At 71.3% G+C, this 26,270-nt stretch carries 17 protein-coding genes; 10 read left to right on the plus strand and 7 right to left on the minus strand.

Annotation, left to right across the window (positions count from 1 at the left end):
- Window positions 1-80 precede the first annotated feature (80 nt).
- The 5 genes from FRAEUI1C_RS00860 to FRAEUI1C_RS00880 form a co-directional block, all read right to left on the minus strand.
- Window positions 81-833 carry a type III pantothenate kinase gene (locus FRAEUI1C_RS00860; protein ID WP_013421380.1) on the minus strand — a complete coding sequence of 251 codons (753 nt, stop codon included), beginning with the start codon at window positions 831-833 and terminating at the stop codon, window positions 81-83.
- Between the two features lie 21 nt (window positions 834-854).
- Complete coding sequence (nadC, locus tag FRAEUI1C_RS00865) at window positions 855-1,832, minus strand: carboxylating nicotinate-nucleotide diphosphorylase (RefSeq protein WP_232425253.1); 978 nt, start codon at window positions 1,830-1,832, stop codon at window positions 855-857.
- Entirely contained in the window at window positions 1,829-3,532 is a 1,704-nt protein-coding gene (locus FRAEUI1C_RS00870) for an L-aspartate oxidase (protein ID WP_041259907.1), read from the minus strand. Before FRAEUI1C_RS00870 ends, nadC begins: the two co-directional genes overlap by 4 nt.
- Window positions 3,533-3,579: 47 nt before the next feature.
- Window positions 3,580-4,482: a pantoate--beta-alanine ligase gene (gene panC / locus FRAEUI1C_RS00875; protein ID WP_049806793.1), complete on the minus strand. Its 903-nt coding sequence runs from the start codon at window positions 4,480-4,482 to the stop codon at window positions 3,580-3,582.
- Between the two features lie 257 nt (window positions 4,483-4,739).
- A complete protein-coding gene (locus FRAEUI1C_RS00880; protein WP_013421384.1) occupies window positions 4,740-7,274 on the minus strand; it encodes an MMPL family transporter in 2,535 nt (844 codons plus the stop codon).
- 223 nt (window positions 7,275-7,497) lie between these two features.
- Between FRAEUI1C_RS00880 and FRAEUI1C_RS00885 the strand changes: the two genes are divergently transcribed.
- The 6 genes from FRAEUI1C_RS00885 (at window position 7,498) to FRAEUI1C_RS00910 (ending at window position 17,958) form a co-directional block, all read left to right on the plus strand.
- The gene (locus tag FRAEUI1C_RS00885; RefSeq protein WP_013421385.1) at window positions 7,498-10,479 is read left to right on the plus strand and encodes an MATE family efflux transporter; all 2,982 of its coding nucleotides are present in this window, start codon (window positions 7,498-7,500) and stop codon (window positions 10,477-10,479) included.
- A gap of 244 nt (window positions 10,480-10,723) precedes the next feature.
- On the plus strand, window positions 10,724-11,701 hold the full coding sequence (locus tag FRAEUI1C_RS00890; protein ID WP_013421386.1) for a glycosyltransferase family 2 protein: 978 nt from the start codon (window positions 10,724-10,726) through the stop codon (window positions 11,699-11,701).
- Between the two features lie 118 nt (window positions 11,702-11,819).
- A complete protein-coding gene (locus FRAEUI1C_RS00895; protein ID WP_013421387.1) occupies window positions 11,820-13,088 on the plus strand; it encodes a glycosyltransferase in 1,269 nt (422 codons plus the stop codon).
- 407 nt (window positions 13,089-13,495) lie between these two features.
- Window positions 13,496-15,076 carry a tyrosine-protein kinase family protein gene (locus tag FRAEUI1C_RS00900; protein ID WP_013421388.1) on the plus strand — a complete coding sequence of 527 codons (1,581 nt, stop codon included), beginning with the start codon at window positions 13,496-13,498 and terminating at the stop codon, window positions 15,074-15,076.
- Window positions 15,073-16,764, plus strand: a complete 1,692-nt coding sequence (locus tag FRAEUI1C_RS00905) for an O-antigen ligase family protein (RefSeq protein WP_013421389.1) — start codon at window positions 15,073-15,075, stop codon at window positions 16,762-16,764. The genes FRAEUI1C_RS00900 and FRAEUI1C_RS00905 overlap by 4 nt, the downstream gene beginning before the upstream one ends.
- Window positions 16,765-16,770: 6 nt before the next feature.
- The gene (locus FRAEUI1C_RS00910; RefSeq protein ID WP_013421390.1) at window positions 16,771-17,958 is read left to right on the plus strand and encodes a glycosyltransferase family 4 protein; all 1,188 of its coding nucleotides are present in this window, start codon (window positions 16,771-16,773) and stop codon (window positions 17,956-17,958) included.
- A 50-nt stretch (window positions 17,959-18,008) separates the two neighbouring features.
- Here FRAEUI1C_RS00910 and FRAEUI1C_RS00915 read toward each other — a convergent pair whose 3' ends face one another.
- Together FRAEUI1C_RS00915 and FRAEUI1C_RS00920 are read right to left on the minus strand one after the other, a co-directional pair.
- On the minus strand, window positions 18,009-19,697 hold the full coding sequence (locus FRAEUI1C_RS00915) for a right-handed parallel beta-helix repeat-containing protein (protein ID WP_013421391.1): 1,689 nt from the start codon (window positions 19,695-19,697) through the stop codon (window positions 18,009-18,011).
- A 76-nt stretch (window positions 19,698-19,773) separates the two neighbouring features.
- On the minus strand, window positions 19,774-21,105 hold the full coding sequence (locus FRAEUI1C_RS00920; RefSeq protein ID WP_157734767.1) for a GNAT family N-acetyltransferase: 1,332 nt from the start codon (window positions 21,103-21,105) through the stop codon (window positions 19,774-19,776).
- A gap of 900 nt (window positions 21,106-22,005) precedes the next feature.
- On the opposite strand from FRAEUI1C_RS00920, the gene rfbF reads away from it, so the two are divergent.
- The 4 genes from rfbF to FRAEUI1C_RS00940 are packed head-to-tail and all read left to right on the plus strand — an operon-like array spanning window position 22,006 to window position 26,240.
- The gene (gene rfbF / locus FRAEUI1C_RS00925; protein WP_013421393.1) at window positions 22,006-22,785 is read left to right on the plus strand and encodes a glucose-1-phosphate cytidylyltransferase; all 780 of its coding nucleotides are present in this window, start codon (window positions 22,006-22,008) and stop codon (window positions 22,783-22,785) included.
- Window positions 22,786-22,789: 4 nt separating this feature from the next.
- Window positions 22,790-23,830 carry an NAD-dependent epimerase/dehydratase family protein gene (locus tag FRAEUI1C_RS00930; protein WP_013421394.1) on the plus strand — a complete coding sequence of 347 codons (1,041 nt, stop codon included), beginning with the start codon at window positions 22,790-22,792 and terminating at the stop codon, window positions 23,828-23,830.
- Window positions 23,827-25,056: a class I SAM-dependent methyltransferase gene (locus tag FRAEUI1C_RS00935; protein WP_013421395.1), complete on the plus strand. Its 1,230-nt coding sequence runs from the start codon at window positions 23,827-23,829 to the stop codon at window positions 25,054-25,056. Before FRAEUI1C_RS00930 ends, FRAEUI1C_RS00935 begins: the two co-directional genes overlap by 4 nt.
- Complete coding sequence (locus FRAEUI1C_RS00940) at window positions 25,053-26,240, plus strand: class I SAM-dependent methyltransferase (protein WP_013421396.1); 1,188 nt, start codon at window positions 25,053-25,055, stop codon at window positions 26,238-26,240. Before FRAEUI1C_RS00935 ends, FRAEUI1C_RS00940 begins: the two co-directional genes overlap by 4 nt.
- Window positions 26,241-26,270 lie beyond the last annotated feature (30 nt).

Genomic DNA, 26,270 nt, shown 5'->3' on the forward strand with positions numbered 1-26,270 from the left:
CGGTTTTCTCGGGTTGGCTGGTCGTGGTTGGCGGCGAGGTGAAGGCGATCGGTGGTCGGGCGGTCGTCGGGTCGGCCGGTTCAGGCATTCTTGGCGAAGACGAGCCGCAGTCCGATCAGTGTCAGGTGCGGCTCGTGCACCTGGAGGGTCTCGCTCTCCTTCAGGACGAGCGGGGCGAGGCCACCGGTCGCGACGGTGGTGGCCTCCGTCCCGAGTTCGGTCCGGATCCGGCGCACCAGCCCGTCGACCTGCCCGGCCACTCCGTAGATCATCCCGGACTGCAGCGCCTCGACGGTGCCCTTGCCGATCACCGACCGCGGCGGCACCAGCTCGACCTTGCGCAGCTGGGCGGCCCTGGAGGCCAGTGCGTCCAGCGCGATCTCGATCCCCGGGGCGAGCGCCCCGCCGAGGAACTCGCCCCGCGCGGATACCACGTCGATGTTGGTGGACGTGCCGAAGTCGACCACGATCGTCGGCCCGCCGTGCAGGTGATGGGCGGCCAGCGTGTTCATGATCCGGTCGGCGCCGGCCTCCTTCGGGTTGTCGATCAGGATCGGCACGCCGGTGCGGGTGCCGGGCTCGACGACGACCACCGGTACGTGCTTGAACAGCCGGCCCGCCATCCGGCGGATCTCGCGCAGCGCCGCCGGCACCGTCGAGCACACCGACACCCCGTCGATCCGGTACTCGCCGATCAGGCCGCGGTAGAGGAACGCCAGCTCGTCGGAGGTGGCGTTGGCCTGGGTGCGCACCCGCCAGGAGTCGGCCAGCGTCTCGCCCTCGAAGACGCCGAGGACCGTGTTGGTGTTGCCGATGTCGATCGTCAGCAGCATGAGGTCATTTCCATCGTCGTTCTACTTGTCGAGAGTCAGGTCGAGGCCGAGATCCAGCGCCATCACCGAGTGGGTGATGCCGCCGACCGAGAGGTAGTCGACCCCGGTGGCCGCGACCTCGGCGGCCACGTCGATCGTCAGCCCACCGCTCGCTTCCAGCAGCACCCCGGCCGGCCGGGCCAGCGCCACCGCGGCGCGCAGCTCGTCCGGGGTCATGTTGTCCAGCAGGATCAGGTCGGCGCCGGCCGCGACGGCCTCGCGGACCTGCTCGACCGTGTCGCACTCGACCTCGACCGGCAGGTCGGGGAACGCGGCGCGCACGGCGGCGAACGCGGCCGCCACGCCGCCGGCGGCGACCACGTGGTTGTCCTTCACCAGCGCCGCGTCCACCAGCGACATCCGGTGGTTGACGCCGCCGCCGGCCCGCACCGCGTACTTCTCCAGCGCGCGCAGGCCAGGCATCGTCTTGCGGGTGTCCCGGACCGCGGCGCCGGTCCCGGCGATCGCGTCGGCCCAGGCCCGGGTCACGGTCGCGACGCCGGACAGGTGGCAGAGCAGGTTGAGCGCGGTGCGCTCGGCGGTCAGCAGGCCGCGCACCGGGCCGCGGACCCGCAGCACCTCGGTGCCGGGCCCGATCCGGTCGCCGTCGGCGGCCGTCAGGGTCACCTCGGCGTCCGGGCCGACCATGGCGTCGAACACGGCGGCAGCCACCGGGAGCCCGGCGACCACGCCGCGGGCCCGGGCGACGATCCGCCCGACAGCGACCAGGTCGGCGGGCACGGTCGCGGCTGAGGTGACGTCCACCCCGAGCCCGCTCGCGGCCGGCAGGTCCTCGGCGATCGCCCGGGCCACCACGTCGCCGACGGCCGACGGGTCGAGACCGGCCTCGGCCAGCGCCTTCTCGGTCGTGGCCGACCAGCCGGGGCGCCGGGCGAGCGTCGCCTGGTCGCTCGCTGGCGACGACCCGAACCCGAAGCTTGCCTTCATCCTGGGGCTCATGGTGCCTTCCCTTCGGCGGCGCCGCCCGCGGTGACCCCATCCGGCGGCGCGGGGGCGTACGTGACGTCGAGCAGGCCGTCCGGGTCCATCCGCAGCAGCAGGTGGCCGCGCCACGCGTCGTCGGCGTCGGCGAAGTCCTCGCGCCAGTGCGAGCCGCGGGTCTCCGTCCGCGTGGCGGCGGCGGCGACCAGCGCCGTCGCGACCGTGCGCAGGTTCGTCATCTCCCAGGCCTCCGGGCCGGCGGCGACCGTCGCGCCGGTCAGCCGGACGTCGCCGACGTCGGCCAGCGCCTTCGCCGTCGTGAGCAGGCTCGGCGCGCTGCGCAGGACGCCCGCGCCCTCGGTCATCACCCGCTCCAGCTCGACCCGCTCGGCCGGGTCGGCCAGACCCGCCGAGCCACGGTCGACGACGGCCTCGACCGGGGCTCCGGGCGACGGCAGGCCGCCGGCCAGGTCGTCGGCGATCCGGGCGGCGAACACCAGGCCTTCGAGCAGGCTGTTCGACGCCAGCCGGTTCGCGCCGTGCACCCCGGTGCAGGCCGCCTCGCCGCAGGCGTACAGGCCCGGCACGCTGGTCCGGCCCTGGGTGTCGGTGCGAACCCCGCCGCTGGCGTAGTGCGCCGCCGGCGCCACCGGGATGGGCTGGGTGACCGGGTCGATGCCGTGCTCCCGGCACCGGGCGGTGATCGTCGGGAAGCGGCGCAGGATCGTCTCCTCGCCGAGGTGGCGCGCGTCCAGAAAGAGATGGTCGACGCCCTGGGCCCCCATCACCCGCGACATCTGCTTGGCGACCACATCGCGAGGCGCCAGGTCCTCAAGGGGATGAACGCCCGACATGACCCGCTCGCCGGCCGCGTCCACCAGGAGGGCGCCCTCGCCGCGCATCGCCTCGCTGATCAGGGGCTGTTGGCCAGCCGACGCCACGCCCGGGATCCGCAGCGCCGTCGGGTGGAACTGGACGAACTCCAGGTCGGCGATGACCGCCCCGGCACGCAGCGCGAGTGCGACGCCGTCGCCGGTGGACACCGACGGGTTCGTCGTCGACGCGTAGATCTGGCCCATCCCGCCCGTCGCGAGGATCACGGCCCGCGCCAGGACCGCGCCGACCCCGTCGCGGGTGCCCTCACCGAGCACGTGCAGGGTGACGCCGGCCGCCTGCCCGTCCGCGTCGACGAGCAGATCGAGCACGAGGGCGTGCTCGATCACGTCGATGCCGTCGTCGGCGAGCAGCGCGGCGATCAGCGCCCGCTCCACCTCCAGCCCGGTGGCGTCGCCGCCGGCGTGCACGATCCGGTCGCGCAGGTGACCGCCCTCCCTGGTCAGCGACAGCTCGCCGGCCGCGGTGAGGTCGAACCGGGCGCCGAGCGCGGCCAGCTCCCGGACTCGCGCCGGGCCTTCCGTGACCAGCACCCGCACGGCCGCCGGGTCGCACAGCCCGACACCGGCGACGAGGGTGTCGCGCAGATGGTCGTCGGGGGAGTCCTCGGCGGCCAGCGCCGCCGCGATCCCGCCCTGCGCCCACCGGGTCGAGCCCATGTCGAGCAGCGCCTTCGTCACCAGCAGCACCCGGCTCGTCGGCAGCTGGGCGCGGACCCGCTGCGCGGCGGTGAGCCCCGCGACGCCGGAGCCGATCACGACGACGTCGGCGTGCCTGGTCCAGCCGGCGCGCGGCGCGCCGAGCCGGGCGGGGAGCACGGGCAGCGAGGGCAGGCCGACCGGCGCCGCCGGCGTGGCCAGGTGTGTCGATGTCACGGTTCCCCCGCTCCGGGCCCGGGGGCGGGCGCCACGGTGAGCTCGATGTTGTCGATCAGGCGGGTGGAGCCGACGCGCGCGGCCACCAGCAGCAGCGCTGGTCCGCCGGCCGCGCCGACGGGGCCGAGGTTGTCGGGGCTCGCGAGGGCGAGGTAGTCGACCTCGACGCCTGTCTCACCGGCCAGCACGGCGCGGGCCGCGGCCAGCGTCGCGTCCGTGCCGCCGTCGGCCGCCGCGACACCGGCGGCCAGCGCCCGCGACAGCGCCAGCGCCGCCGCGCGCTGCGGTGTCGTCAGGTAGGTGTTGCGGCTGGAAAGGGCGAGGCCGTCCGGCTCGCGCACCGTCGGCACCCCGACCACGGTGACCGGGAAGGCCAGGTCGGCGACCATCCGGCGGATGCAGACAAGCTGCTGGGCGTCCTTGCGGCCGAAGAAGGCCAGGTCCGGGCGGACCAGGTGCAGCAGCGTCGCGACGACCGTGAGCATGCCGTCGAAGTGCCCTGGCCGGCTCGCGCCTTCGAGGATCTCGCCGAGGGGCCCGGCGTGCAGCGTCACCAGCGGCCGCGGGTCGTGGATGACGGCCGGCGCGAAGACGACGTCCGCGCCCTCGCGGGCGCACACCTCAAGGTCGGCGTCGAACGAGCGCGGGTAGCGGTCGAGGTCTTCGGTCGGCCCGAACTGGAGAGGGTTGACGTAGATCGTGACGACGACCTGGTCGGCCCGGCGGCGCGCCTCGCGGATCAGGGCCGCGTGGCCGTCGTGCAGCGCACCCATGGTCATCACGACGGCCCGGGTGCCGGCCGGCTCGGCCAGCACCCGCGCGAGCTCGGGTCTGGTACGTGCGACGACAGGGCGGAGACGTGCGCCGGGGACCGGCTGCGCGGTTGGTGCGTAAGGCATGGGGCCGTTCCAGTCCTCGCGGCGGTACCGGACGTCCGGACGACTGTAACCCCAACGCAACGACCATGGAGTCAGTGTGACTGTAACTACCTCCGCAGCCCGTGCTCCGTGACGCGTGGGGCGGTGCCCCGACTCCCCGACGATCAAGATTCGGTCGGGACTGGGAAAGGCGGGACAAGAAAAGTGCCGGCTCCGCCAGCGGGGGACTGGCGAAGCCGGCACGATCACGGGCGCCGGAGCGGGGGCGCCGGGACGGGTCAGCCGGTGTGGCTCGGGAACCGCGTGCCCTGGACGGGGATGCCGCTTCCCGAGGCGCCGGCGGCCGGGAGCTCGCCGTGGCCGCCCTGGCGGGGGCGCCAGACTCGGTCGCCGAGCAGGGTGAGCAGGGCGGGCATCAGGAACACCCGGATCACCGTCGCGTCCACGAAGATCGCGGTGCCCAGACCGATGCCCAGCTGCTTCATGCTGACCTGGGAGAGCGTTGCGAAGATCGAGAACACGGCGACCATGATGATCGCGGCGCTGGTGACCACGCCGGCGCTGCTGCGCAGTCCGGCCAGTGACGCGGACCGCATGTCCAGGCCGGACTGCCGCGCCTCCCGGATGCGGGAGAGCAGGAAGACCTGGTAGTCCATCGACAGCCCGAACAGGATTACGAACAGCATCAACGGGAGCCAGCTGACGATGCTGCCGGTGGCGGTGAAGCCGAGCAGCCCGTCGGCCCAGTGGTGCTGGAAGACCAGCTCAAGCACGCCGTAGGCAGCGCCGACGGACAGCAGGTTCAGCCCGACGGCGACGCCGGCGATGGCCGCGCTGCGGAAGGACAGGTACAGCAGCCCGAAGGCCAGCAGCAGGACGAACCCGATGACCAGCGGGGTGCGGGTGGACAACTGGTCGTTGAAGTCGATCGAGGCGCTGGCCTCGCCGCCGACGTAGGCGTGCGCACCAGGGACCTTGTCGATCGTGGCTGGCACCAGGTTGTCGCGCAGCTGGTGGGCCGCGTCGATCGACGCCCTGTTGTCACCGGTGCCGGCGAGCGGAAGGATCACCCGCGCCACCTTCTTGTCCGCGCTGATGTCGACGACCATCGGCTCGTAGCCGACGTGCGCGGCGACTGCCCGCGTCCGCAGCTCCTGGATGGCGGCGCTCACCGGAGCGGCGGTGACGTCGGGCGCGGTCACGGCGATCACGGCCGGGACCGGGCCGCCGGGGAACGCGACCAGCAGCCGGTCGTAGGTGTGGACGATGGGCAGGTCCTTCGGCAGGTCCGAGACGCCCAGGTCGGAGGTGTGCAGCCGCAGGGTCGGCGCGGCCAGCGCGAGCAGCAGGCCACCGGAGACGACGGCCACGGCCACCGGCCTGCGCATCAGCCGGTCGAGCAGCCGGACCCGGTCGGGGCGGCCCTGCTCGCGGCGGGCCGGGCGCCGGGCGGCAGCGGCGGCGCGCTGGGCGCGGTCCTCCTCGGCCTCCTCGTCGGCAGGCAGCCCGGACCGACGCGCCGCGCTGGCCGCGATGCGGGCGGCCTTGCGCTCCCGGCGGTTGCCCGGCGCGGCGGCGTGGTGCCACGGCAGCTTGCCGAGCTCGATCCGGTCGCCGAGCATCGACAGCAGCGCCGGCAGCACGGTGATCGAGCCGAGCAACGCGATCAGGACGACGATGATCGTGCCCACCGCGATCCCGGTGAACGCGGCCATCCCCGTGATCATCAGACCGGCCAGCGAGACCGCGACCGTCAGGCCGGAGACGAACACCGCGTGCCCCGACGTCTCGGCCGCGATCTCCAGCGCTCGCCGCGCGCTGTGCCCCTTGGCGCGCTCCTCCCGTTCGCGGCGGATGTAGAACAGCGCGTAGTCGACGCCGACCGCCAGGCCGATCAGCAGCATCACCGAGGTGGCGGTCTGGTTGGTCGCCATCAGCCGGCTGCTGAAGGCGACGGCGCCGATCGCGCCGACAAACGCGGTCAGCGCCAGGCCGACCGGGACCAGCGCGGCGACGACCGCGCCGAAGACCAGGAGCAGGATCGCGAGGGTGATCGGGATCGAGAGGTACTCGGCCCGCTGGAAGTCCTTGCCGATCGTCTTGTTCAGCGCCTTGTCCGCGCTGGCCGAGCCGAACTGCTCGATCGACATGCCCTGGTGGGCGGCGCCCGCGGCGGTGACGGCGTCGACCACCGGCCCGACGCGGCTGTCCGCGTCGTCGACCGTGCCGAGCAGGTCGAAGGTGATCAGGACGGACCGGCCGTCGACCGAGATCAGCCCCGGGTCGGCCGTCGCGCCGGGCGTGGCGATCGGCGTGCGCACCGAGGTCACCTCGTGCGTCGCGACGATCCGCCGGACGACGTCGGTGACCGCGGCCTGGACCTGCGGATCCGCGGCCATGCCGCCGGCCGGCCGGGTCGCCAGCTGGATCAGGACGTTCTCGCTGTCCCGGTCGACGAAGCCATGGTCGCGCAGGGCCTGCTGGGCCTGGCCGTCCTGGCCGACCGTCCAGTCCTGGGACTTGAGGTTCTTGGTGCCGATCATGCTGCCGACCAGCACGAGGGCGACGACGGCGACCAGCCAGCCGGCAACGGCGAGCTTGCGGTGCCGCACGCTCCAGCGGGCCGCGCGGGCGGCCACGTGCCCGCCGCGGGAACGGCGCCGGTGGCTGCCGGCAGTCGGGGCGACGGCGTTCGGAGTGACGGAGGACTCGGGACGGCCGGAGCCGCCCGGGCCCGAGGCGGGCTCGAGGTCGGTGAGTTCGGGAGCCGGGTCGGTGGCTGCCGAGGCGGCGTCCGGCTGTCGTGTGCGCATGCCTCGACGGTCCCGGAACGCGAACTCATGGTCACTGGAGCGGGCCGGCGGATCCAGGGTGGGGACAGCGGAACCGGCCGTGCGTGTGAGTACCCCCGTCGGCGGTGGGGAATTCCCCACCCCTGTCGCACTCCGTATCGTCGGGAAGCGGCTATCGGACGACGTCAACGCTGCCGTAACGGCGGGCTGGGATAATGCGCTGACGACTCGGTGAGTGAGGGTGATGAGCGACGCTGGGAGTGGTCCCAAGGCGGGTCCGGAGACGGACGAGGCCAAGGCGGCCACCAGGGGGAGCAGCGAGACGCCGGGCGGGCGCGGACACTCCCCGTCACCAGCCGAGCCGGAAGCGTCGCGAGGGGTCTCCACGCGGCGGCGGACGGAACCAGGCCGTGGCGAGACGCCTGCCGAGGGCTCCGCCCGGGTCGACGAAGGCAGCCAGACCATCAAACTGCCGCCCGGGCAGAACCCGGCGCCGTCGCCGCCGTCCGTCTACTCCCGGGCCGCGGTCCGGGTGGCGGTCGACGAGACGACGACCACACCCCGCCCCGGCGGGGGCCCTCGCGAGCCCACCGCGCCGCCGGCCCCACCGTCGGTCTATACGTCCACTCCGCCCCGCGGGGCCCGGCGACCCGAGGCCCCCGGCGAACGGACCACGCGGGTGGAACGGCCCCGGCCCGAACGGCGTGACACCGTCGATCCAGCCGCGCCGCCGGCGAGCGGAAGCTCGCCGGCCGGCGAGCGGACGACCAGGGTCGACCGGTCGCGGGTCGAGCGCCGGGACACGGTCGATCCGGCCGCGCCGCGGACACCGGGACGTGGCGCGGGCGTGCCGGCCGCCGGGTCCGCCGCGCCCTCGGCGGAACACACCGCGAGGGTCGACCGGTCGCGGGTGACGCGGCGGGACACCGTCGATGACCCGGCGGCCGTGACGAGCCGCGGCGCCGGCCCGCCGAAGGCGCCGCCGCCGGACAGCACGGAGCTGCTCGACCGCCGCAAGATCGCGGGAGCCACGTCCGGTGACCGGCCCTCCGCAGCCGCCGCTGGCCGAGCCGCGACCGACCGAGCGTCGACGGGCGGCGCCCCGACCGACCGGGCCGCGACCGACCGGGCCGCTGCTGGCCGAGTGGCGACCGACCGCGCTTCGACCGACCGAGCGTCGACCGACCGCGCCGCGGGTGGTCGAGCGCCGGCTGAACGGGCCGTGACCCAGGCCACCAGGCCCGTCGGCCACCGCGCCGCGACCCCGGAGCCGAACCCCGCCGAGACGACGATGCGGATCTCCCGCCGGGACCTCCCGGGCGGGAGGCAAGGGCGCATGGCCCTGCTCGCCGACCCGTCGATGGCCGAGACGACGATCCACATGTCGCGCTCGGCGATGCCGCCGGGCTCGCTGTTGTTCCAGACCGGCCCGGTTCCGATCCCGCTTCGGGAGGAGCTGACGGCGGCCGCGCCGACGCCGCCCGCCGAGGAGTCGGAGTCACAGGCGCCGTCGCTGCTGCGCCGAGTGCCGGCCGGCCTCATCGACTCCAGCCTGTCCTCGATGGGCAGCTTCCTGATGGGCCTGTTCGCGCAGTACTTCCTGCCGGCGGCCACGCTGGGCACGTACGGGCTGTTCTACCAGGCCTTCATCGCCGTGTCGGTCATCCCGACGGGCATCGTGTTCTCGCCGGTTGAGTACACGTCGGCGGGCGTCGCGGCCCGGCGCCGGCGGGTGCAGCTGCTGCCGCAGTCGCTGCAGCTTGGCATGGCGCCCGCCATCCTGGCGGCGCTCCTGGTGCCCTTCGTACTGATCATTCCGTCGGACGGGCAGTCGGTCGGCTCCCGGGTCGGGTTCGCCGTGACGGCTGCCCTGGTGGCCGTGGCTTCCCCGATGCAGGACCACATCCGTCGGATGCTGCATCAGGCAGGAATGTCCTGGACCGCGGCGGCGACGTCCCTGGTGCAGGTCGTCACGGTCGCGGTGGGACTGGTGGTGGCCAAGGTCGCCCATGTGCCGCCGGCCTGGGTGCCGTTCGGCGCGCTCGCGGTCGCGAACCTGGTCTCCGGCGCGTTCGCGCTGTGGAAGGGCAAGCCGGGCAACCGGGCGCCGATGCTGCTGAAGCTGCGGTCCCTGTTCGCGCTGGGCGGCTGGATCGTGGTGGGCAACGTGTTGTCGGCCAGCGGCCCGTTCATCAACTTCGCGCTGCTGACGGCGCTGGCCAACTCGACCGACGTCGGTAACGGCGAGGGGTCCCGGGTTCTGGCGCAGCCGGTCACCGTGCTGGTGATCGGCCTGCTCGCGGTGCTCAACCCGGAGATCATGGAGGCGGCGCACAATCGCGCCGTCCGGAAGTTGATCAAGATCTGCCTGCTGTTCTGGGGCATGGTCGCGGTCGCGATCCTCGCCTGGGCGCTGCTGGTCGGCTTCGAGTGGCCGTTCAACCCCCTCCCCAGATTCCAGAAACCGGCCTACGAGGTACACGGCCTGCTGCCATGGACGATCATCACCGAGGGTGCGGGCTACAGCGTCCTGGTGCTGATCACGATCGCGAACGCGGCCGGGCGAGCGCGGGCCGCGTCGGTCGCGAGCCTGGTGGCCGTCGTGGTCTCCGGCGTCGCCGTCGCGGCGACCGCCAAGCACTTCGGCCCGTTCGCCCTGATCTGGGGTGCCGGAGCCACCGTCGTCGCGATGTACGCCGTCAACGGGGCCGTCGTCCTGAACGAGTTCCGTCGCCCGGCGCGGCCTGCCGCCGCCGCGCCATCCGCCGCCGCGGAACCACCGGTTCGTCCGGCCTCGGCCCCACCGAGCCGTCCCATGGCGGGTCCGGCTCGTCCGGTTCCGGGCCAGGCCCGGCCCGTTCCAGGCTCGGCTCGTCCCGGTCCGGCATCGGGCCGTCCGGCTCCGGCGTCGGGCCGTCCCGTTCCGGGGCCGGGCGGCCCGGCGATGCCAGGGCAGGGCCGGCCAGCCGCACCGGGTCCCGTGCCGGCCCGCCTGCCACCTGCCGGAACCAGGCCGGACGACGCTCCCACGCGCCGGGGACCGCTGCCCGCGCCACCGCCGGCCGCGCCGCCCCGCCCACCGGCACCGGCACCGGCGCCGGCACCACAGCCACAGCCACAGCCGGTCGCGGAGCAGCCCGCCCCGGCGCCGCGAGGTGGGCGAGGCCGGCATTCCCGCGGTGGGTCAGGCCTTCGCAGGCCTGACGTGTTCGACCGAAAGCGCTGACGGGCTTCTTCGATGTCGCGAGTGAGCAAGAACCATCACTCTTTGCGTATGAGTGATTCCATAGAGTGGTGGCATCTGCATGCGCGGGCCTCATGACTGGCTCACAGCCGGAGGCTCTAGGCTGGCATCGACGGGGCTCCCGTGTAGAAGGTCTAGCCGTGTCCGCAGGTGGAGCGCGATCCGGCTCGCCCAGACCCGGCCCTGATGTTCGACAGACGGATGTTCGACAGACGGAGACGCTGCGATGACGGAATCCCGGGTACCTGAGGTCAGCATCGGGATTCCGGTGTACAACGGCGCTGACTACCTCGGCACGGCCATCGAGTCGCACCTCGCGCAGACCTTCGGCGACTTCGAGCTGGTGATCTCGGACAATGCCTCCACCGATGGCACCGAGGAGCTCTGTCGCGGCTACGCGAAGGAGGACTCGCGGGTTCGCTACGTGCGCCAGGCGGAGAACATCGGCGCGAACGCGAACTTCAACGAGGTCGTCCGGCTCTCTCGGGCTCCTTACTACCGGTGGGCCGCCGACGACGACACGTTGTCGCCCGAGTACCTGGAAAAGACGTACGGCCTGTTGAGCAAGGACGACGACGCGGTCCTGTGTCACTCCTTCACCACGTACATCGACGAGGACGGCAAGGAGCTGCGCCCGGCCGGCGACGGGGTCGGCTTCGTCGACGACAAGGGCACCTACGTCGACGGCCCGGACCCGAACATCGCCACCCGGCAGCTGCGCTCCCCGTACCCGCATGTCCGGTTCCGGGACGTGCTGCTGCACACGAAGTGGTGTTTCGAGATCTTCGGGCTGATGCGCCGCGAGGTCCTGCTGAGCACCGCGATGCAGCAGAAGTTCTACGGCACCGACCGCGTGATCCTCGCCGAGATGGCGTTGCTGGGGACCTGGCGGGTGGTCGAGGAGCCGCTGTGGCAGCGCCGCTCGCACTCGGGCGCCTCGAACAACATGAGCGTCTGGCAGAAGGCCAAGTGGAGTAATCCAGACGCGAAGAAGAGCCTGCTGCCCCCGGTCTCCAACATGATCCGCGGCTACATCGACGCGATCGACCGGCACACCTTCCCGCCGGTCGAGAAGGCGCAGTGCTACGCCGCGGTCGGCGTGCTCGCGGTCCAGCCGGACAAGTTCCGCAAGCTGCTGGTACCCGGGCCGCACAACTACTTCGGTATCGGCAACAAGCAGTCGAACGCCGCCCACCGGCTGTAGTTCACGGGGCGGCCGCCTCCCGGAGCCGCCAGCACGGCGGGATGGCGGACGGCTGCCCGCTCCCGCGTCGAGGGGGAGCCGGCGCCGGTGGCGTTGGCACGAGGGAGGATGGCCGACGGTGAAGGTCGCGATCGGGGCATTTGCCTGCGGTCCCGGGGGTGGCTCCGAGCCAGGCGCTGGCTGGGAGTGGACCCGTGCCGCGGCGCTGCGCCACGACGTGTGGGTCTTCACCGACCCCTCGTGGATCGAGCCGATTCGGGCCGCGGTGCGCGCCGAGCCGGAACTGCGGCTGACGCCCGTCGAGGTGCCGGCGCCGGCCTGGGCCAACTACCCGGGCGACTTCGGCCGCGGCGAGCGGATGCGTTACGTGGCCTGGCAGTACTTCCTGCGCCGGGCGGTCCGCGCCAAGCACGCGGAGATCGGCTTCGACATCACCCACCACATCACGTACGCGGCGGACTGGATGCCGTCCGGTGTCGTGCTGCCCGGCGTCCCGTTCGTCTGGGGCCCGGTCGGCGGAACGGCGCCGCTGCCGTCCCAGTTTCGCGAGCAGCTGGGTGACAAGCAGTTCGCCGTCGAGGTGGCCCGCGGGGTGATCACCGCCGCCGGGCGGGTCGCCTGCGGCGAGGTGCTGTCTCGACGGGCGAGCGTGATGCTCGCGGCGAACGAGGACGTCGCCCGTCGGTTCCGCCGGGCGCACCCGCGGGTCGAGCCGAACATCGCGCTGCACCTGGACGAGCTGCCGCTGGCCACCCCCGTTCCCGACCGCGGCGCCCAGCCGGCCGCGGCCACGGCACGCCCAGTGGCTGCCGCCGCGCAGGTCGCGGGCACCGAGATCACGGGCACGGACGGGGCGAAGCCGCCGCGGCGCGCGGTCTTCGCCGGCCGGCTGCTGGCCTGGAAGGGTGTCCGGCTCGCCGTGGCGGCCCTCGCGCGGCCGCACGCGGAGGGCTGGACCCTGGACATCTACGGATCCGGACCGGACGAGGACCAGATCCGCGCGGCGTGCGAGCAGCTCGGCGTCGCCGACCGGGTGACGCTGCACGGTCAGCGGCCGCGCGACGAGGTGCTCAAGGCCCTCGCGACCTGTGACGCGCTGCTGTTCCCGTCGATGCACGACAGCGCCGGGTGGATCGTCGCCGAGACGCTCGCGCTGGGCCGGCCGGTGATCTGCCTGGACATCGGCGGCCCGGCCATGCAGGTCGGCGAGGTCAGCCGGTTCGGGATGGGCCCCCGGGGTATCCGGGTCCGCCCGTATGGTGACGTCGTCGGCGCGCTCGCCCGCGCGCTGCGCGACTGTCCCGGCCCGCTGGAGCCGGACCGGCGGTTCGACGTCGAGCGGCTGCCGAACCTTCTTGACGAGCTTTACGTCAAGGCCGCTCGGTAGTCGGATCTCTGCGAGCCCGGTTCGGGTAGTTAGATCGCCCGACTCTGCCGTTACCAGATAGTCTTGACCCTACCGTTGCTGGACGGTCGTGGAAGGTTCGCAATGCGGCCACGCCCGACCGAGGCGCTGCGACTACAGGGCTGTGGCTCCAGCGGGATCTCGTTGGTGCCCCGGTTACCTGTTGGCGGTCCGGTGTCGCCATCCTCCAGATGTCGGTCGCGTTCTGTGGAAAATCAAATGCGCAGACGGCTCGGATGCCGCTGCCGTCTTACGTCCCGGCGGGGCGTATGTGGGGTCGATGTAACCTGAGACCCTCATATCGACCGGCGTGTCCTTCGGGCCCCTCCAGGCTTGAGGCGCGATCATCCCTGTCCTGCGCGCTGGCCGCCCTAACCACCGGGAAGATCATGGATGCACTTGAGGTCTCACCGTTCGCCCCGACGGTCTTCGGCGCAATGGCCCGCCGGCGTGGGCTGGTCCTGGTGTGTGTCGTGCTGCTGGGCGCGATCGGGATCGCCGTCGGGGTGAAGACGTCCAGTGCTGCCACCGCGAAGGCGTCCCTCATCGTCGCGGACCCGTCGACGGGCAGCACCGACTCGCACTACTCGGCGAACCAGGCCGCGGTCATGAGGCTCCCGGTCACGGCGACTGCCGCCGCGAAGCTGGTCAACCAGCAGTTCCCGAGCGCCAACCTGACTGGATCGCAGCTGCACCACGACCTGTCGGTCAGCCTTGACCAGAACAGTGACCTGATCACCGTGTCCTACCGCGACAGCAGCCCGCAGATCGCGGCCGCTGCCGCCAACGCCGTCCTCAAGGCCTACCGCGACGCGATCGTCGCCAGTAACAAGGCCACCAACGATGCCGCGCTGGCGCAGATCACGGGCGCGCTCAAGACGCTGAACACGGAGATCGCCACGCCGGGCTCTGCCGCGTCTCAGCCGAACTCGACGGAAAACCAGCTCAAGTCGCGACTGATCGAGCAGTACGTGCAGTTGCAGTCCAACTCCACGGTCTCGGAAGACGGCATCGTGCAGTCCTCGCCGGCCGCGATTCCCACGGGTCCGTCCAAGTCCGCCGCCATCCGCTTCGGTCTGCTCGGCATCGTGCTCGGCCTGCTGGTCGGCGCGGCCCTCGCCTACTTCACCGTCAACCGGCGGCCTCGGATCGAGAACCGCCTGGAGCCCGAGCTCCTGCTGGAGCGGCCTTTCCTCGCCGAGATCCCTGACTTCACCCTGGACCGCCTGCCGAGTGACCTCCCCGCCTTCGACGGCGAACGATCGGCAGCCGCCGAGGGTTTTCGGTTCGCCGCGGACGCGCTGGAGTCGGGCCAGACGTACGCGGTGATCTCGGCGACCTCCGGCGACGGCAAGAGCGTGACGGTAGCCAACCTCGCAGTCACCGCCGCGAGGTCCGGCAAGCGGGTCCTCGCCATTGACGCCAACTTCGACGGCCAGGGCCTGTCCTGGCTGCTCGGGGTGCCGGCCGAGCGGGTCGGGCTGGCCGAGGTGCTGCACGGTTCGATCAGCGCCGAAGAGGGCATCCGGCTCGTCGAGCAGGTGCCGGGCAAGCTGTTCATCCTCCCGCCCGGCCTCGCGGACGACGGCCGCCCGGTCGTGTTCGACCACGAGGCGATCGGCGACATGCTCAAGGAGGTTCGCCGCCGGTTCGACCTCGTGATCATCGACGCTCCGGCGGTGCTGGAGCGGGCGGCCGGCACGGCGCTCGCGAAGCAGTCCGACGCGGCCGTCGCGATCATCCCGTTCGGCGCCGACATCCGGGTCACCGAGGAGTTCGCGAAGCGGATCAGCCTGCTGAACCTGCCGGTTCGCGGCTACTTCTTCACCCGCTCGCCGCGCCGTGCCGGCGCTGGTGCCGGCAAGCGGCGCGCCGCGCAGCCGGCCGCCAGGAAGGCTGGCCTACCCGGCGGATCCAACGGCCAGGGCGGCAACCGGTACAACAAGCCCTCTGTCGGATCCGGGGTATGACGGCTCCAGCCGCCGAGCTGTCGCGTCCGGCCGGCGGCCTGGGCGGGCGGGCCGAGATCGGCCCGCCCGCCAGGCCCGGCATGTGGATGGGCCGGCGGTGGCGCCCGGCGCCGCGGCCGGCCGCCATGCGCGGCTCGGTGAACTCCGCGGTACGGCGGCTGGAGACGCCCGCCGCCGAGCGGGCCGCCCGGCGGATGACGATGTTCGGCCTGATCGTCACCTTCGGCATGGTGCTCGGCGGGCGTGGCTTCGCCTACCTGGGTATCGCCCCGATCAACCTGTACATCAGCGAGATCACCATCATCACGATGGTGATCTACAGCCCGACCCGCGCGTACATCACCGGCCTGCTGCGCCAGACCGGCCGGGCGGGGCGGCTGCACCTGCTCGCCGTCGCGATGGTGGTGTTCTTCAGCTACGGCGTCATCGAGACCGTCCGTGGCCTGTTCGACGGTGGCAGCTCGACCACCCTGCTCAAGTCGCTGCAGCTGTACTACTACCCAATCCTGCTGTCCTTCGGGATGTGGATGGGCGCCCGGGACCCGAAGATCTTCAGCAAGCTGGTCTGGGCGCTGGCCTGGGGCAACGCGACGTACGGCATCCTCTACGCGATCGTCCTCAACAAGCTGCAGATCACGGTCCCGGGCAACCCCGGCGCGCCGCTGTTCGACCTGGGCCTGACGAATGCGGCCATGGCCATCCTCGGACTGATCGTCTACCACCGTCGCAGCAAGTGGCTGATCCCGCTGATCCTGCTGAACGTGGCGGTCCTGTTCGGCCACCAGATCCGGGCCGAGTGGCTGGCCCTGATCGTCTCGCTGGTGATCTACTGCGTGCTGACCCGGCAGTACCGTCGGCTGGTGGCGGGCCTCGGCGTCGTCCTCGTCTTCGCGACGATCATCACGATCATCAACGTCAAGATTCCCGGCCCGAGCGACCGCGGTGGCGCCGTGCGGCCCACCGACGTCATCGGCCGCGCGGTCGGCTCGGTCGACCCGGAGCTCGCCAGCCAGTTCACCAGCGCCGAGCGGGTCCAGGGCGCGAACGGCACCGCCCAGTTCCGCCAGGAATGGTGGAACGGCATCTGGCACAGCGCCACCAGTGACCCGACCTTCCTCCTCTTCGGACACGGCTACGGCTTCAACCTCCAGACGCTGGCGCCGCCCGGCAACGTGGACACGACGGTCCGCAGCCCGCACAACATCATTTTCTACTCGATCGGCTACACCGGCTTCGTCGGCGTCGCGCTGATGGCACTGCTCTTCTACGCGATCGCCCGGCAGCTCTGGACGGTCTTCAAGCGGACCGGGAACCCCGTCGGCCTCGCGCTGATGGCGCTGATGGTGACGGCGTCCCAGTTCGAGCCGTTCCTCGAGTCGCCGTTCGGCGCGGCGGCCTGCTACCTGACGCTCGGCATGTGCCTCGCGCCGCTGATGCGGCTCGGTGGCGGGGATGGTCGCAGGCTGCCGGCCCGGCTGGAGCGGGCGCTGGCCGGGATGGCCCACGACCGGCCGGCGCTGGACCTCGAGCCGGCGCCGATCCCGGCGCAGCGCCGGTACGCCTCCCGGGGTGGACCCGTCACGAGCACGGACCTCATCCCGGAGCCGGGCAGTTCCGGCTCGGAGGGGCCGCCGCTGCGCAGGCCGGCCGCGCTCTCCGCGGGAGCGCCGCGGCCAGGGCGAAGGTGACCTGTCGTGCGCGTACTTGTGGTGCACAACGACTACGTCAGCGCCAACCCGTCCGGGGAACGCCGGGTCGTGAACGACGACCTGGAGAACCTGCGGGCGGCCGGCGTCGACGTTCGGGCCTACATCCGGTCCAGTGACGAGATCCAGGGGCTGACCGGCGCGGCCAAGGCCGAACTGCTGGTCCGCCCGGTCTACTCCCGTGAGGACACGGCGAAGGTCGCCCAGATCCTGCGCGACGACCGGATCGACGTGCTGCACCTGCACAACCCGTACCCGCTGATCTCGCCGCAGGTCGTCCGGGTCGCGGACGCGGCCGGCGTGGCGGTCGTCCAGACCGTGCACAACTACCGGATGGCGTGCGTCAACGGCGCGTTCTTCCGGGACGGCGAGATCTGCACGAAGTGCGCGACGAAGCGGGTGCCGCTGCCGGCGATCCAGCACGGCTGCTACCGCGAGTCACGGGCGCAGAGCGTGGTCATGGCGGCGGCGCTGACCGCCCACCGGCCCACCTGGCAGCTGGTCGACCGGTTCCTGCCGGTCACGTCGTTCATGGTGAAGCACCTGCGTGACGCCGGCATCCCGGCCTCGCAGATCACGCCCAAGCCGAACACCGTGCACGACCCGGGCCCGGCGACCGCGCCGGGTCGGGGCCTGCTGTTCGCGGGCCGCCTGGTCGAGGAGAAGGGCATCCAGCTGCTGCTGGCCGCCTGGGACCACTTCCACCGTCACGGCGGCGGCTGGCTGGACGAGCTGACCATCGTCGGCGAGGGGCCGCTGCGTACCGAGGTGGAACGGGCCGCGCGGGCGCTGCCCGGGGTGCGCTACCTCGGGCCGGTCCCGAGCGAGCAGGTCGGCGAGCTGATGCGCGCGTCGGCGGCCGTGGCCGTCCCGTCGCTGTGGTTCGAGGGCTTCCCGATGACCGTGTTGGAGGCGTACGCCCGCGGTCGCGCGGTCGTCGGCACCTCGGTCGGTTCGGTGGGCACCGTCGTCGACGGCGAGGTCGGCTGGCGCACCGCCGGCACCGAGCCGGAGGACCTCGCCGCCGCGCTCGCCGAGGTCGATGCCCTCACCGCAGCCCGCCGTGGCGCTGCGGCGAGGACCCGCTTCGAGACGTCGTTCACCCCCGAGGTCGTCACCAAGCAGCTCGTCGCCATCTACGAGGACGTGCTGGCCCTGCGCCGCGCCCGGCCCTGAGGCCGGGCCGGCGCTGGGGCCGGTTGCGCGCTGCCGAACGGGGCCGAGCCTCAGCTCGCGGGCGGGACCGCGACCGCGGCGATGATGCCGTGGGTGTCGCGGCCGGAAGCCTGCCAGGCGGTGAACGAGCCCGCGCCGAGGCTGAACAGGTTCGAGGTCGGGGTGACCTGGCCCCAGGTGAGCACACTGTTGTCGGTGAAGACGATGTCGGTGCCGTCGCTGCCGAAGGCGAAGGCCGCCGTCGGGATGCCGATCGAGATCACGTTCCCGTTGATGGCGTAGTGCGCCGGGTGGATGCGGCCGCCGTAGTGGGACGCGATGCCGAAGCCGCCGTGCGTGCCGACCTGGATGAAGTTCTGGTCGACGGTGGCGTTGGCCGAGTCGGACAGGAAGATCGCCGAGTACTGGCCCCGGGTGTCGAACTGGCGGTTCATCGCCAGGTCGGTGTCGCCGTTGCGGCGGAACGTGTTCTTGGTGATCTCGATGCCGCCGTCGTTCGCCTCGTACCAGACGCCGGCGGCGAGGTTGTCCTCGAACAGGCTGCCCGTGACCTTGATGTTCTTGTTCCCGGTGTCGAACCAGGTGCCGGCGCCGTACGAGTCGTGAATCCAGTCCCCGCTCAGGCTGACGTTGGACCGGCCAGACAGCTTGACCCCGCCGGCCTCGTCCCAGTACGAGTAGCGCTCGACGTTTGACCAGCCGATCTCGGTGTTGGTGATCTGGATGTTGTTGCCGTTCGGCGCCGCATCGAGATGCGGGTCGCCGCCGATGCCGAGGTCGCCGTTGAGCAGTACCTGCATCGAGCCGGAGCGGCCCTGCTGGTCGGACGCCTGGTCGCCGCTGCCGGAGTAGGACCCGGTGGTCGGCGCGATCGTCCCGACGATGGTGTTGTCGATCTCGGTGTTGATGCCGCGGCCATGGTGGCCGAGCACCAGGCAGTCCTTGATCGTCCAGCCGGTCTTCATCTCGATCCCGGCCTCGTTGAAGCCGGTCGCGGTCTTCTCGACGGTGAGGTTCACCAGGTTGACGTTGGTGGCGGTGCCGTTGGTGTCGCCGACGCCGACCCGGCGGACGGCCAGCTCGAAGCGGTGTCCGGCCGGGTCGTCCGCGATGTACACCCGGTGGCTGTCGTAGTCGATCCAGAAGTCGCCCGAGCCGACCTGGCCACGCTGGGCCTTGTGCAGCAGCGGGACGTCGTCGCGGTGCAGCAGGTCGGTGTCCAGGGCGTCGATGTCCGGGGTGACGCCGTCCCACAGAGCCGCGACCTTGCCGCGCAGCGGCCAGGGGTCGGTGAAGTACCAGAGCCTGCCGTCGCGGTGCCAGGACGACGCGGTGACGGCGTTCGCGCCGTCGATCCGGGTGCCGTCCCTGCTCTCACCCTGCAGCGTCTGCCCGCTCTTGGGGATGACGCTCTCCCGGTAGGTGCCGTTCTTGATGTAGATGGTCGCGCCCTCGGGCGCCGCGTCGACCGCCTTCTGGATGCTGGTGTACCGCTGACCGGCGCCGACGACGTACGGCGTGTCCGGTGCGGGGTACGTGGCCAGGTTCCCGGTCGGCGCCGCCGTCGGCACGCCCTGTTCGAGCGTCCCTGGCGCGGCCGGCGTCCCGTGGCCGCCGCCGCAGGCCGCGAGCAGGACGGCCGCGGCTGCCAGCCCGGCGGTGAGCGCCGCGAGCGCTCTCGGCCGTCGGCGCGCCGGAAAACCCCAGGTCGTCGTGGTCGTGTCGGCGGGAGCCCCCATGGGCCCAATTCTTACGTAACGGAAGACCGTTGAAGATTTTCTTGCCTTGAACTTTGCTTGTTTTCTGTCCGTTGGGCTAGTCGCCACCTCGGATTGTGTGGAGGTGGAACTCGCGTCGGTAACGCAGCGCCGCCGACAGCGGCCAGTAGGCCGCGAAGGCCAGCCGTGCCGCCGGCGTCGGCGGCACCACGAGGAACTGCGGGTAGTAGTCGACCTGCTCGCTCCAGCGCAGTTTCGCCTCGTCCGGGCCGGCGGACAGATGGAGCCGGTCGGCGCCCCGCGCCATCGCGTCGGTGGCGACGGTGTGGATGATCAGCGCCATCGGTGAGTAGTTCCACGCCTCGGCGGACAGCCCGGAGACCGACAGGTAGCTGGCCCGCGTGTTGGTCAGCACCAGTTGGGCGGCGATCACCTCGCCGTCGAGCTCAAGCTGGTAGATCGCGGCCCGGCCGCGACCGGCGAGGTCCACCACCGCCTCGCGCAGGAACGGCTCCGCGAGGCCGGTGAGCGAGTTCATGTGTGATTCCTTGCCCGTCAGAGCCGACCGGGCCGTGTGCAACTGGCGCAGCGTCTCGAAGGCCGCGGCGATCTCCTCCTTGCCGGTGACCGCGCGCACCGACCAGGGTTTGCCCGTCTTGGTCAGCCGGTTGCGGGCGCGACGTACCGACTCCTTCACGTTCCGCTTGAGTACCAGGGGAGCGGGAGCGGTCGGCAGCGGCAGGGTGACGACGGCGCGTGGCGCCTTCCCCATGATCGTCGGCGGATGCTCCGCGGCCGACGTCGGCCGGAACCACTGGGCCTCGAGCCAGGGCACGTCGCGGTCGAGCGTGATCTCGATCCAGTGGGCGCGGGCGTCGACGGGTGCGCGGTCGATCAGATAGCGCAGCGCGGTGCGGGTGACGCCGCGGGGGTCCTCGCCGGGATGGGTGAGCGGGGAAGGAAGCTCGGTGATCCCGGACGTGATCAGGCAGCCGAACAGCTGGATCGAGCGGAAGGCCAGCCCGTGGCGGCCGATGGTGGCCAGGTAGCAGGGCAGCACGCCGACGAGCCGGCCCTCGCGACGGACCGTGACAACCCAGAGGTCGTCGTCGACCGGAACGTAGGTCCGGGCCCACGCGAGCAGCCAGCCCGGGTCGTTGAACGGGTTCTGGTGGCCGGCCTCGTACAGCCGCTCCCATTCGGGGCGAAGCGCGGCGATCTCGGCGTGGCTGGCGAGCCGGCCGACCTCGTAGCGCTCGTCGCCGGGCCGCTCGGTGACCTCAGCCGGAGCGCCCAGCCGCTGGCGCGCGGTGGTGACGAGGGCCCGTCCGACCGACCGCGCGCCGGCCAGCGACCGGGCCAGGCCGGCGGCGCCGTCGCCGAGGGGACGCGCGGTCGAGGCGCTGGTCGGCAGCGCCTGCGTCAGCATGACCGGAGGAAGGACGGCCGACATCGGCCGTCGAGGGAGAACGGACATCAGATCCCGCCATACCGAAGGTTTGTGGCAACGACGACTCGACGGTTGGGGACACCGCCTCTGATGGGTGCCGCGGTGGGAACAGCCCTGCTCGCGGCGTTAAAGGTGTTTTCGACCTCGTCGACACCGATGCCCCCCGGGAAACGGACGCTCGCAGGTCGCGTCCCGTCCGGACCTGCCGTTAGGGCAGTGTCGGCGATCGGGTGGGGCGCCTCAACGTCGTCTACCACGCGCAGGCGAGGCCCCATGCCGGCAAATCTAGCATTTTGATCACTAACGAGCCTCTGGCGCGTGCGACCTGTCGTTTGCCGGACATCCCAGCCGGTCCAACCGTCAGAGATCCGTCACGTTCTGACACCTAGGTTCCCGATGTCGGACGCGCCAGGTAGCCCGCCCAGCGGGCCGCGAGCGTGATCTGTGGGCCGCCTGTGGGGCCTGGGGTGCCCGATGTCCACTGGAATGCGTTGTGTAGCATCCCTCGAAGAAATGGCCTGGTAGGCGGCGCGAGGGGGGTTGGTCCGCGCATCGGATAAGTGGCTATGAGTAGCTGTGATCCGAGTAAATGGTCCCGCCTTGACCGTGTGGCGCACGGGGATTGCAGGCGCGGCCAGTAGATCCCTGGGCGACACCTGCTGTTCACACTACGGCCGTCGCTCCCGCGGCTGCGCGGGGCCGCCGGCTTGGTCCGGTCAGCGACGCTGCTCGCCGGGCAACGACGCCGCGGCCAGGCAACCCGTTGGTCCCCGGCCGGCATTACGGCCGACAGGCATCGCCACGCGGCGGTCGCGCGGACCGGCGTCGGACGCCCTCCGGCTGACCGCGGGCCCATCGCCAGGAGAACGAGAGGGAAGCATGAAAATTGGCATCCTCGCGGGTGGGCTCGGTACCCGGCTCGCGGAGGAGACCGCCATCAAGCCGAAGCCGATGGTGGAGATCGGTAACCAGCCGATCATGTGGCACATCATGAAGTACTACGCCCACTTCCACCTGACCGACTTCACGGTGGCTCTCGGCTACCGCGGCGAGTACATCAAGCGGTGGCTGGTCGACTACGCGTCCCTGGCGGCAAACGTCTCGGTCTCGTTGCGGGACGGCAAGGTGCAGTGGCACGAGCCGGAGACCGAGCGCGAGGACTGGAACGTCAGCCTTGTCGAGACCGGCCTGGAGACCAACACCGGTGGCCGGATCAAGCGGCTTCAGCCGTGGATCGGCACCGAGGGCACGTTCATGCTCACCTGGGGTGACGGTGTCGCGGACGTCGACCTCGACGCCCTGCTCGCGTTCCACAAGTCACACGGGAAGCTCGCGACGCTGACCGCTGTGCGCCCGCCGGCCCGGTTCGGCCACATCGAGATGGACGGTGACCGGATCACCGAGTTCTCGGAGAAGCCGCAGACCGGCGAGGGCTGGATCAACGGCGCCTTCTTCGTGCTCGAGCCCGAGATCTTCGACTACATCGAGGGCGACTCGACCCAGTTCGAGAAGGAGCCGCTGGAGGAGCTGGCCAAGGACGGCCAGCTCATGGCGTACAAGCACAGCGGCTTCTGGCAGTGCATGGACACCATTCGTGATCGAAAGCTGCTGCAGACGCTCTGGGACTCCGGCAGCGCTCCATGGAAGGTCTGGGACTAACGAGATGCGCATTCTCGTCACCGGTCATGACGGCTACATCGGCACGCGGCTGATTCCCCTGTTCCGCGCCGCCGGCCACGAGGTCGCCGGCCTGGACAGCGGCCTGTTCGCGGACTGCACGCTCGGGACCGAGCCGGAGGCTGTGCCCGCGGTCCGGGCCGACATCCGGGACGCGAAGCCGGAGCACTTCGAGGGCTTCGACGCGGTCGTCCACCTCGCGGCCCTGTCCAACGACCCGCTGGGCGACCTCAACCCCCAGACGACCTACGACATCAACGCACACGGCACCGTCGCCGTCGGGCGGGCGGCGAAGGAGGCCGGCGTCGGCCGGTTCGTCTTCTCCTCGTCCTGCAGCCTCTACGGCGCGCACGGCGACGCCCCGATCGACGAGTCGGCCGAGTTCCTGCCGGTGACGCCGTACGGCGAGTCGAAGGTGATGGCCGAGCAGGGCCTCGCCGAACTGGCGAGCGACGACTTCCACCCGGTGTTCCTGCGCAACGCGACGGCCTACGGTGTCTCGCCCCGGCTGCGCGGCGACCTGGTCGTCAACAACCTCACCGGGTACGCGCTGACCACCGGCGAAGTGCGGATGAAGAGCGACGGCACCCCGTGGCGGCCGCTCGTGCACATCGAGGACATCGCCCGCGCCATGCTCGCCGTCTGCGAGGCCCCGGTGGAGAAGATCCACCTTGAGGCCTACAACGTCGGTCGCACCGCCGAGAACTACCGCATCCGCGAGGTCGCCGAGATCGTCGAGGAGATCGTGCCGAACAGCAAGATCTCGTTCGCGGACTCCGCCGGCCCCGACCTGCGCAACTACCGGGTCAACTGCGACCGCTTCGCCGACACCTTCCCGTCGTTCGAGCCGGTCTGGACGGTCCGCAAGGGCGTCGAGGAGCTGTACTCGACCTTCGTCAACGAGGCCCTCACCAAGGCCGACCTGGAAGGCGCCCGCTTCCAGCGGATCCGGCGCATCCAGGAGCTGATCGACGCGGGGACGATCGACACGTCGCTGAAGTTCACGGCCCCTGGGGCGTCGGCGTGAGCGACCTTGGCTGTCGGTCCTGCGGGGCCGCTGGGCTGAAGCCGTTCCTCGACCTCGGTGCGACGCCGCTGGCGGACGCTCTCGTCACCGAGGAGAACCTCGCCGGGCCGGAGGGGCACTTCCCGCTGCCCGTCGCGTTCTGCCCGAACTGCTCGCTGGTGCAGATCACCGAGGAAGTGCCGCCCGAGGCGCTCTTCGTCGACAACTACCTGTACTTCTCGTCGTTCTCGCCATACCTGCTCCAGCACTCCCGTGACCACGCGCTCGGCCTGATCGCCAAGCGCGGGCTGGGCGCCGACAGCCTGGTCGTCGAGATCGCGAGCAACGACGGCTACCTGCTGCGCAACTTCGTCGAGGCCGGTGTCCCGGTGCTCGGCGTCGACCCGGCGCCGGACCAGGCCGCCGCGGCCACCGAGGTCGGCGTGCCGACCTGGGCGGAGTTCTTCGGGACCGAGCTCGCCCGCCGGATCGTCGCGGAGAAGGGTCACGCGGACGTCATCATCGCGAACAACGTGATGGCGCACGTGCCCGAACTCAACGACTTCGTCGCCGGCATGGCGCTGCTCGTCGCTGAGGACGGCCTGATCACCGTCGAGAACCCGTATGTGCGCGACCTGATCGAGCACCGCGAGTTCGACACGATCTACCACGAGCACTTCTGCTACTACTCGTGCACCGCGGTGGACGCGCTCGCCCGCCGCAACGGGCTGTTCCTCAACGACGTCGAGTACTTCGCCGATCTGCACGGCGGCACGCTGCGCTGGCACCTCGGGCCGAAGGAGAACGTCAGCGACACCGTCAAGGAGTACCTGGCGGACGAGCAGGCCAAGGGCATGACGACCTTCGACTACTACGCCGACTTCGGCGTCGCGGTCGAGGGAATCCGGACCGAGCTGCTCGGCCTGCTCGGCTCGCTGAAGGCGGACGGGAAGAAGATCGCCGCCTACGGCGCCGCGGCCAAGGGCAGCACGCTGGTCAACTACGTCGGGATCGGCACCGACCTGGTGGACTTCGTGGTCGACCGCAACGTGCACAAGCAGGGCCGCTACATGCCCGGTGTGCACCTGCCGATCAAGGACCCGGCGGCGCTGCTCGACGAGCAGCCGGACTACGTGTTGCTGCTCGCCTGGAACTTCGCCGACGAGATCATGAAGCAACAGGACGAGTACCTGCGGCGGGGCGGCAAGTTCATCGTTCCCGTCCCGAGCCCGAGGATCGTGCCATGACGAGCATCGACCGCTGCCCGGCGTGCGGCGGGGCGAACCTGACCCCGTTCTACGCCAAGGACCGGGTCGCGTCGCACAGCTGCCTGCTGATGGACTCCGAGGAAGAGGCCCTGGCGTTCCCCAAGGGGGACCTGCGGATCTCGTTCTGCGACGACTGTGCCTTCGTCTTCAACACCGACTACGACGGCCACCTCGCCGCCTACTCGGAGAAGTACGAGGAGACCCAGGCGTTCTCGGCGTTCTTCCGCGAGTTCGCCCGTGACCTGGCGAAGCGGTGGGTCGACAAGTACGACCTGCACGGCAAGTCGGTCCTGGAGATCGGCTGCGGCAAGGGCGAGTTCCTGGTCAACATGATCGAGCAGGGCGCGGGCACCGGGATCGGCATCGACCCGGGCGTGCACCCCGAGCGGATCGCCCCCGAGCTTGAGGGCAAGCTCACCTGGATCGCCGACTACTACAGCCCGAGCTACAACCACCTGAAGGCCGACGCGGTCGTCTGCCGGCACACGCTTGAGCACATCTCGCCGGTCGGCGACTTCATGCGCAACATCCGCGAGGCCATCGGCGACCAGCCCGACACAATCGTGCTGTTCGAGCTGCCGGACGTGCTGCGCATCCTTGAGGACGCCGCCTACTGGGACGTCTACTACGAGCACTGCACGTACTTCTCGGCCGGCTCGCTGGCCCGGCTGTTCCGGGCGACCGGCTTCGAGGTGCTCGAGGTCACGCGGGAGTACGACGACCAGTACCTGGTGATCGAGGCCAGGCCGTCGACCGTGCCGGCCCCCGGTGAGCCGCTGGAGATCGAGGACGACATCGCCCGGCTCGCCGCGGCGCTGGCGCCCTTCGAGCAGAAGGTCAACTCCAGCCTGGACAACTGGGCGGACGAGATCCGCGCGGTCCGGGCCCGGGGCGGGCGCGTCGCGATCTGGGGCTCCGGCTCCAAGGGCGTGTCGTTCTTCGCCGGCCTCGGCGAGGCGAGCAAGCTGGTCGACTACGCCGTGGACATCAACCCGTACAAGCACGGGAAGTACATGGCCGGCAGCGGGCACCTGATCGTCGGGCCGGAGCGGCTCGTCGAGGACAAGCCCGAGCTCGTGATCGTCATGAACCCGATCTACCTGGGCGAGATCGGGGACGAGCTGAAGAAGCTCGGCGTCACCACCGAACTGAAGGAAGTCTGACCTCCTGTAACGTGAGGGTCGAGTCGTCCA

This window comes from Pseudofrankia inefficax (assembly GCF_000166135.1).
Classification (GTDB): domain Bacteria; phylum Actinomycetota; class Actinomycetes; order Frankiales; family Frankiaceae; genus Pseudofrankia; species Pseudofrankia inefficax.

Bases quoted from the DNA above. Each gene is read 5' to 3' on its own strand.
- FRAEUI1C_RS00940 (WP_013421396.1), top strand. From the start codon at position 25,053: ATGACGAGCATCGACCGCTGCCCGGCGTGCGGCGGGGCGAACCTGACC.
- rfbF (WP_013421393.1), top strand. From the start codon at position 22,006: ATGAAAATTGGCATCCTCGCGGGTGGGCTCGGTACCCGGCTCGCGGAG.
- FRAEUI1C_RS00905 (WP_013421389.1), top strand. From the start codon at position 15,073: ATGACGGCTCCAGCCGCCGAGCTGTCGCGTCCGGCCGGCGGCCTGGGC.
- FRAEUI1C_RS00880 (WP_013421384.1), bottom strand. From the start codon at position 7,274: ATGCGCACACGACAGCCGGACGCCGCCTCGGCAGCCACCGACCCGGCT.
- panC (WP_049806793.1), bottom strand. From the start codon at position 4,482: ATGCCTTACGCACCAACCGCGCAGCCGGTCCCCGGCGCACGTCTCCGC.
- nadC (WP_232425253.1), bottom strand. From the start codon at position 1,832: ATGAGCCCCAGGATGAAGGCAAGCTTCGGGTTCGGGTCGTCGCCAGCG.
- FRAEUI1C_RS00885 (WP_013421385.1), top strand. From the start codon at position 7,498: ATGAGCGACGCTGGGAGTGGTCCCAAGGCGGGTCCGGAGACGGACGAG.
- FRAEUI1C_RS00860 (WP_013421380.1), bottom strand. From the start codon at position 833: ATGCTGCTGACGATCGACATCGGCAACACCAACACGGTCCTCGGCGTC.
- FRAEUI1C_RS00890 (WP_013421386.1), top strand. From the start codon at position 10,724: ATGACGGAATCCCGGGTACCTGAGGTCAGCATCGGGATTCCGGTGTAC.
- FRAEUI1C_RS00920 (WP_157734767.1), bottom strand. From the start codon at position 21,105: ATGCTGACGCAGGCGCTGCCGACCAGCGCCTCGACCGCGCGTCCCCTC.
- FRAEUI1C_RS00930 (WP_013421394.1), top strand. From the start codon at position 22,790: ATGCGCATTCTCGTCACCGGTCATGACGGCTACATCGGCACGCGGCTG.
- FRAEUI1C_RS00915 (WP_013421391.1), bottom strand. From the start codon at position 19,697: ATGGGGGCTCCCGCCGACACGACCACGACGACCTGGGGTTTTCCGGCG.
- FRAEUI1C_RS00900 (WP_013421388.1), top strand. From the start codon at position 13,496: ATGGATGCACTTGAGGTCTCACCGTTCGCCCCGACGGTCTTCGGCGCA.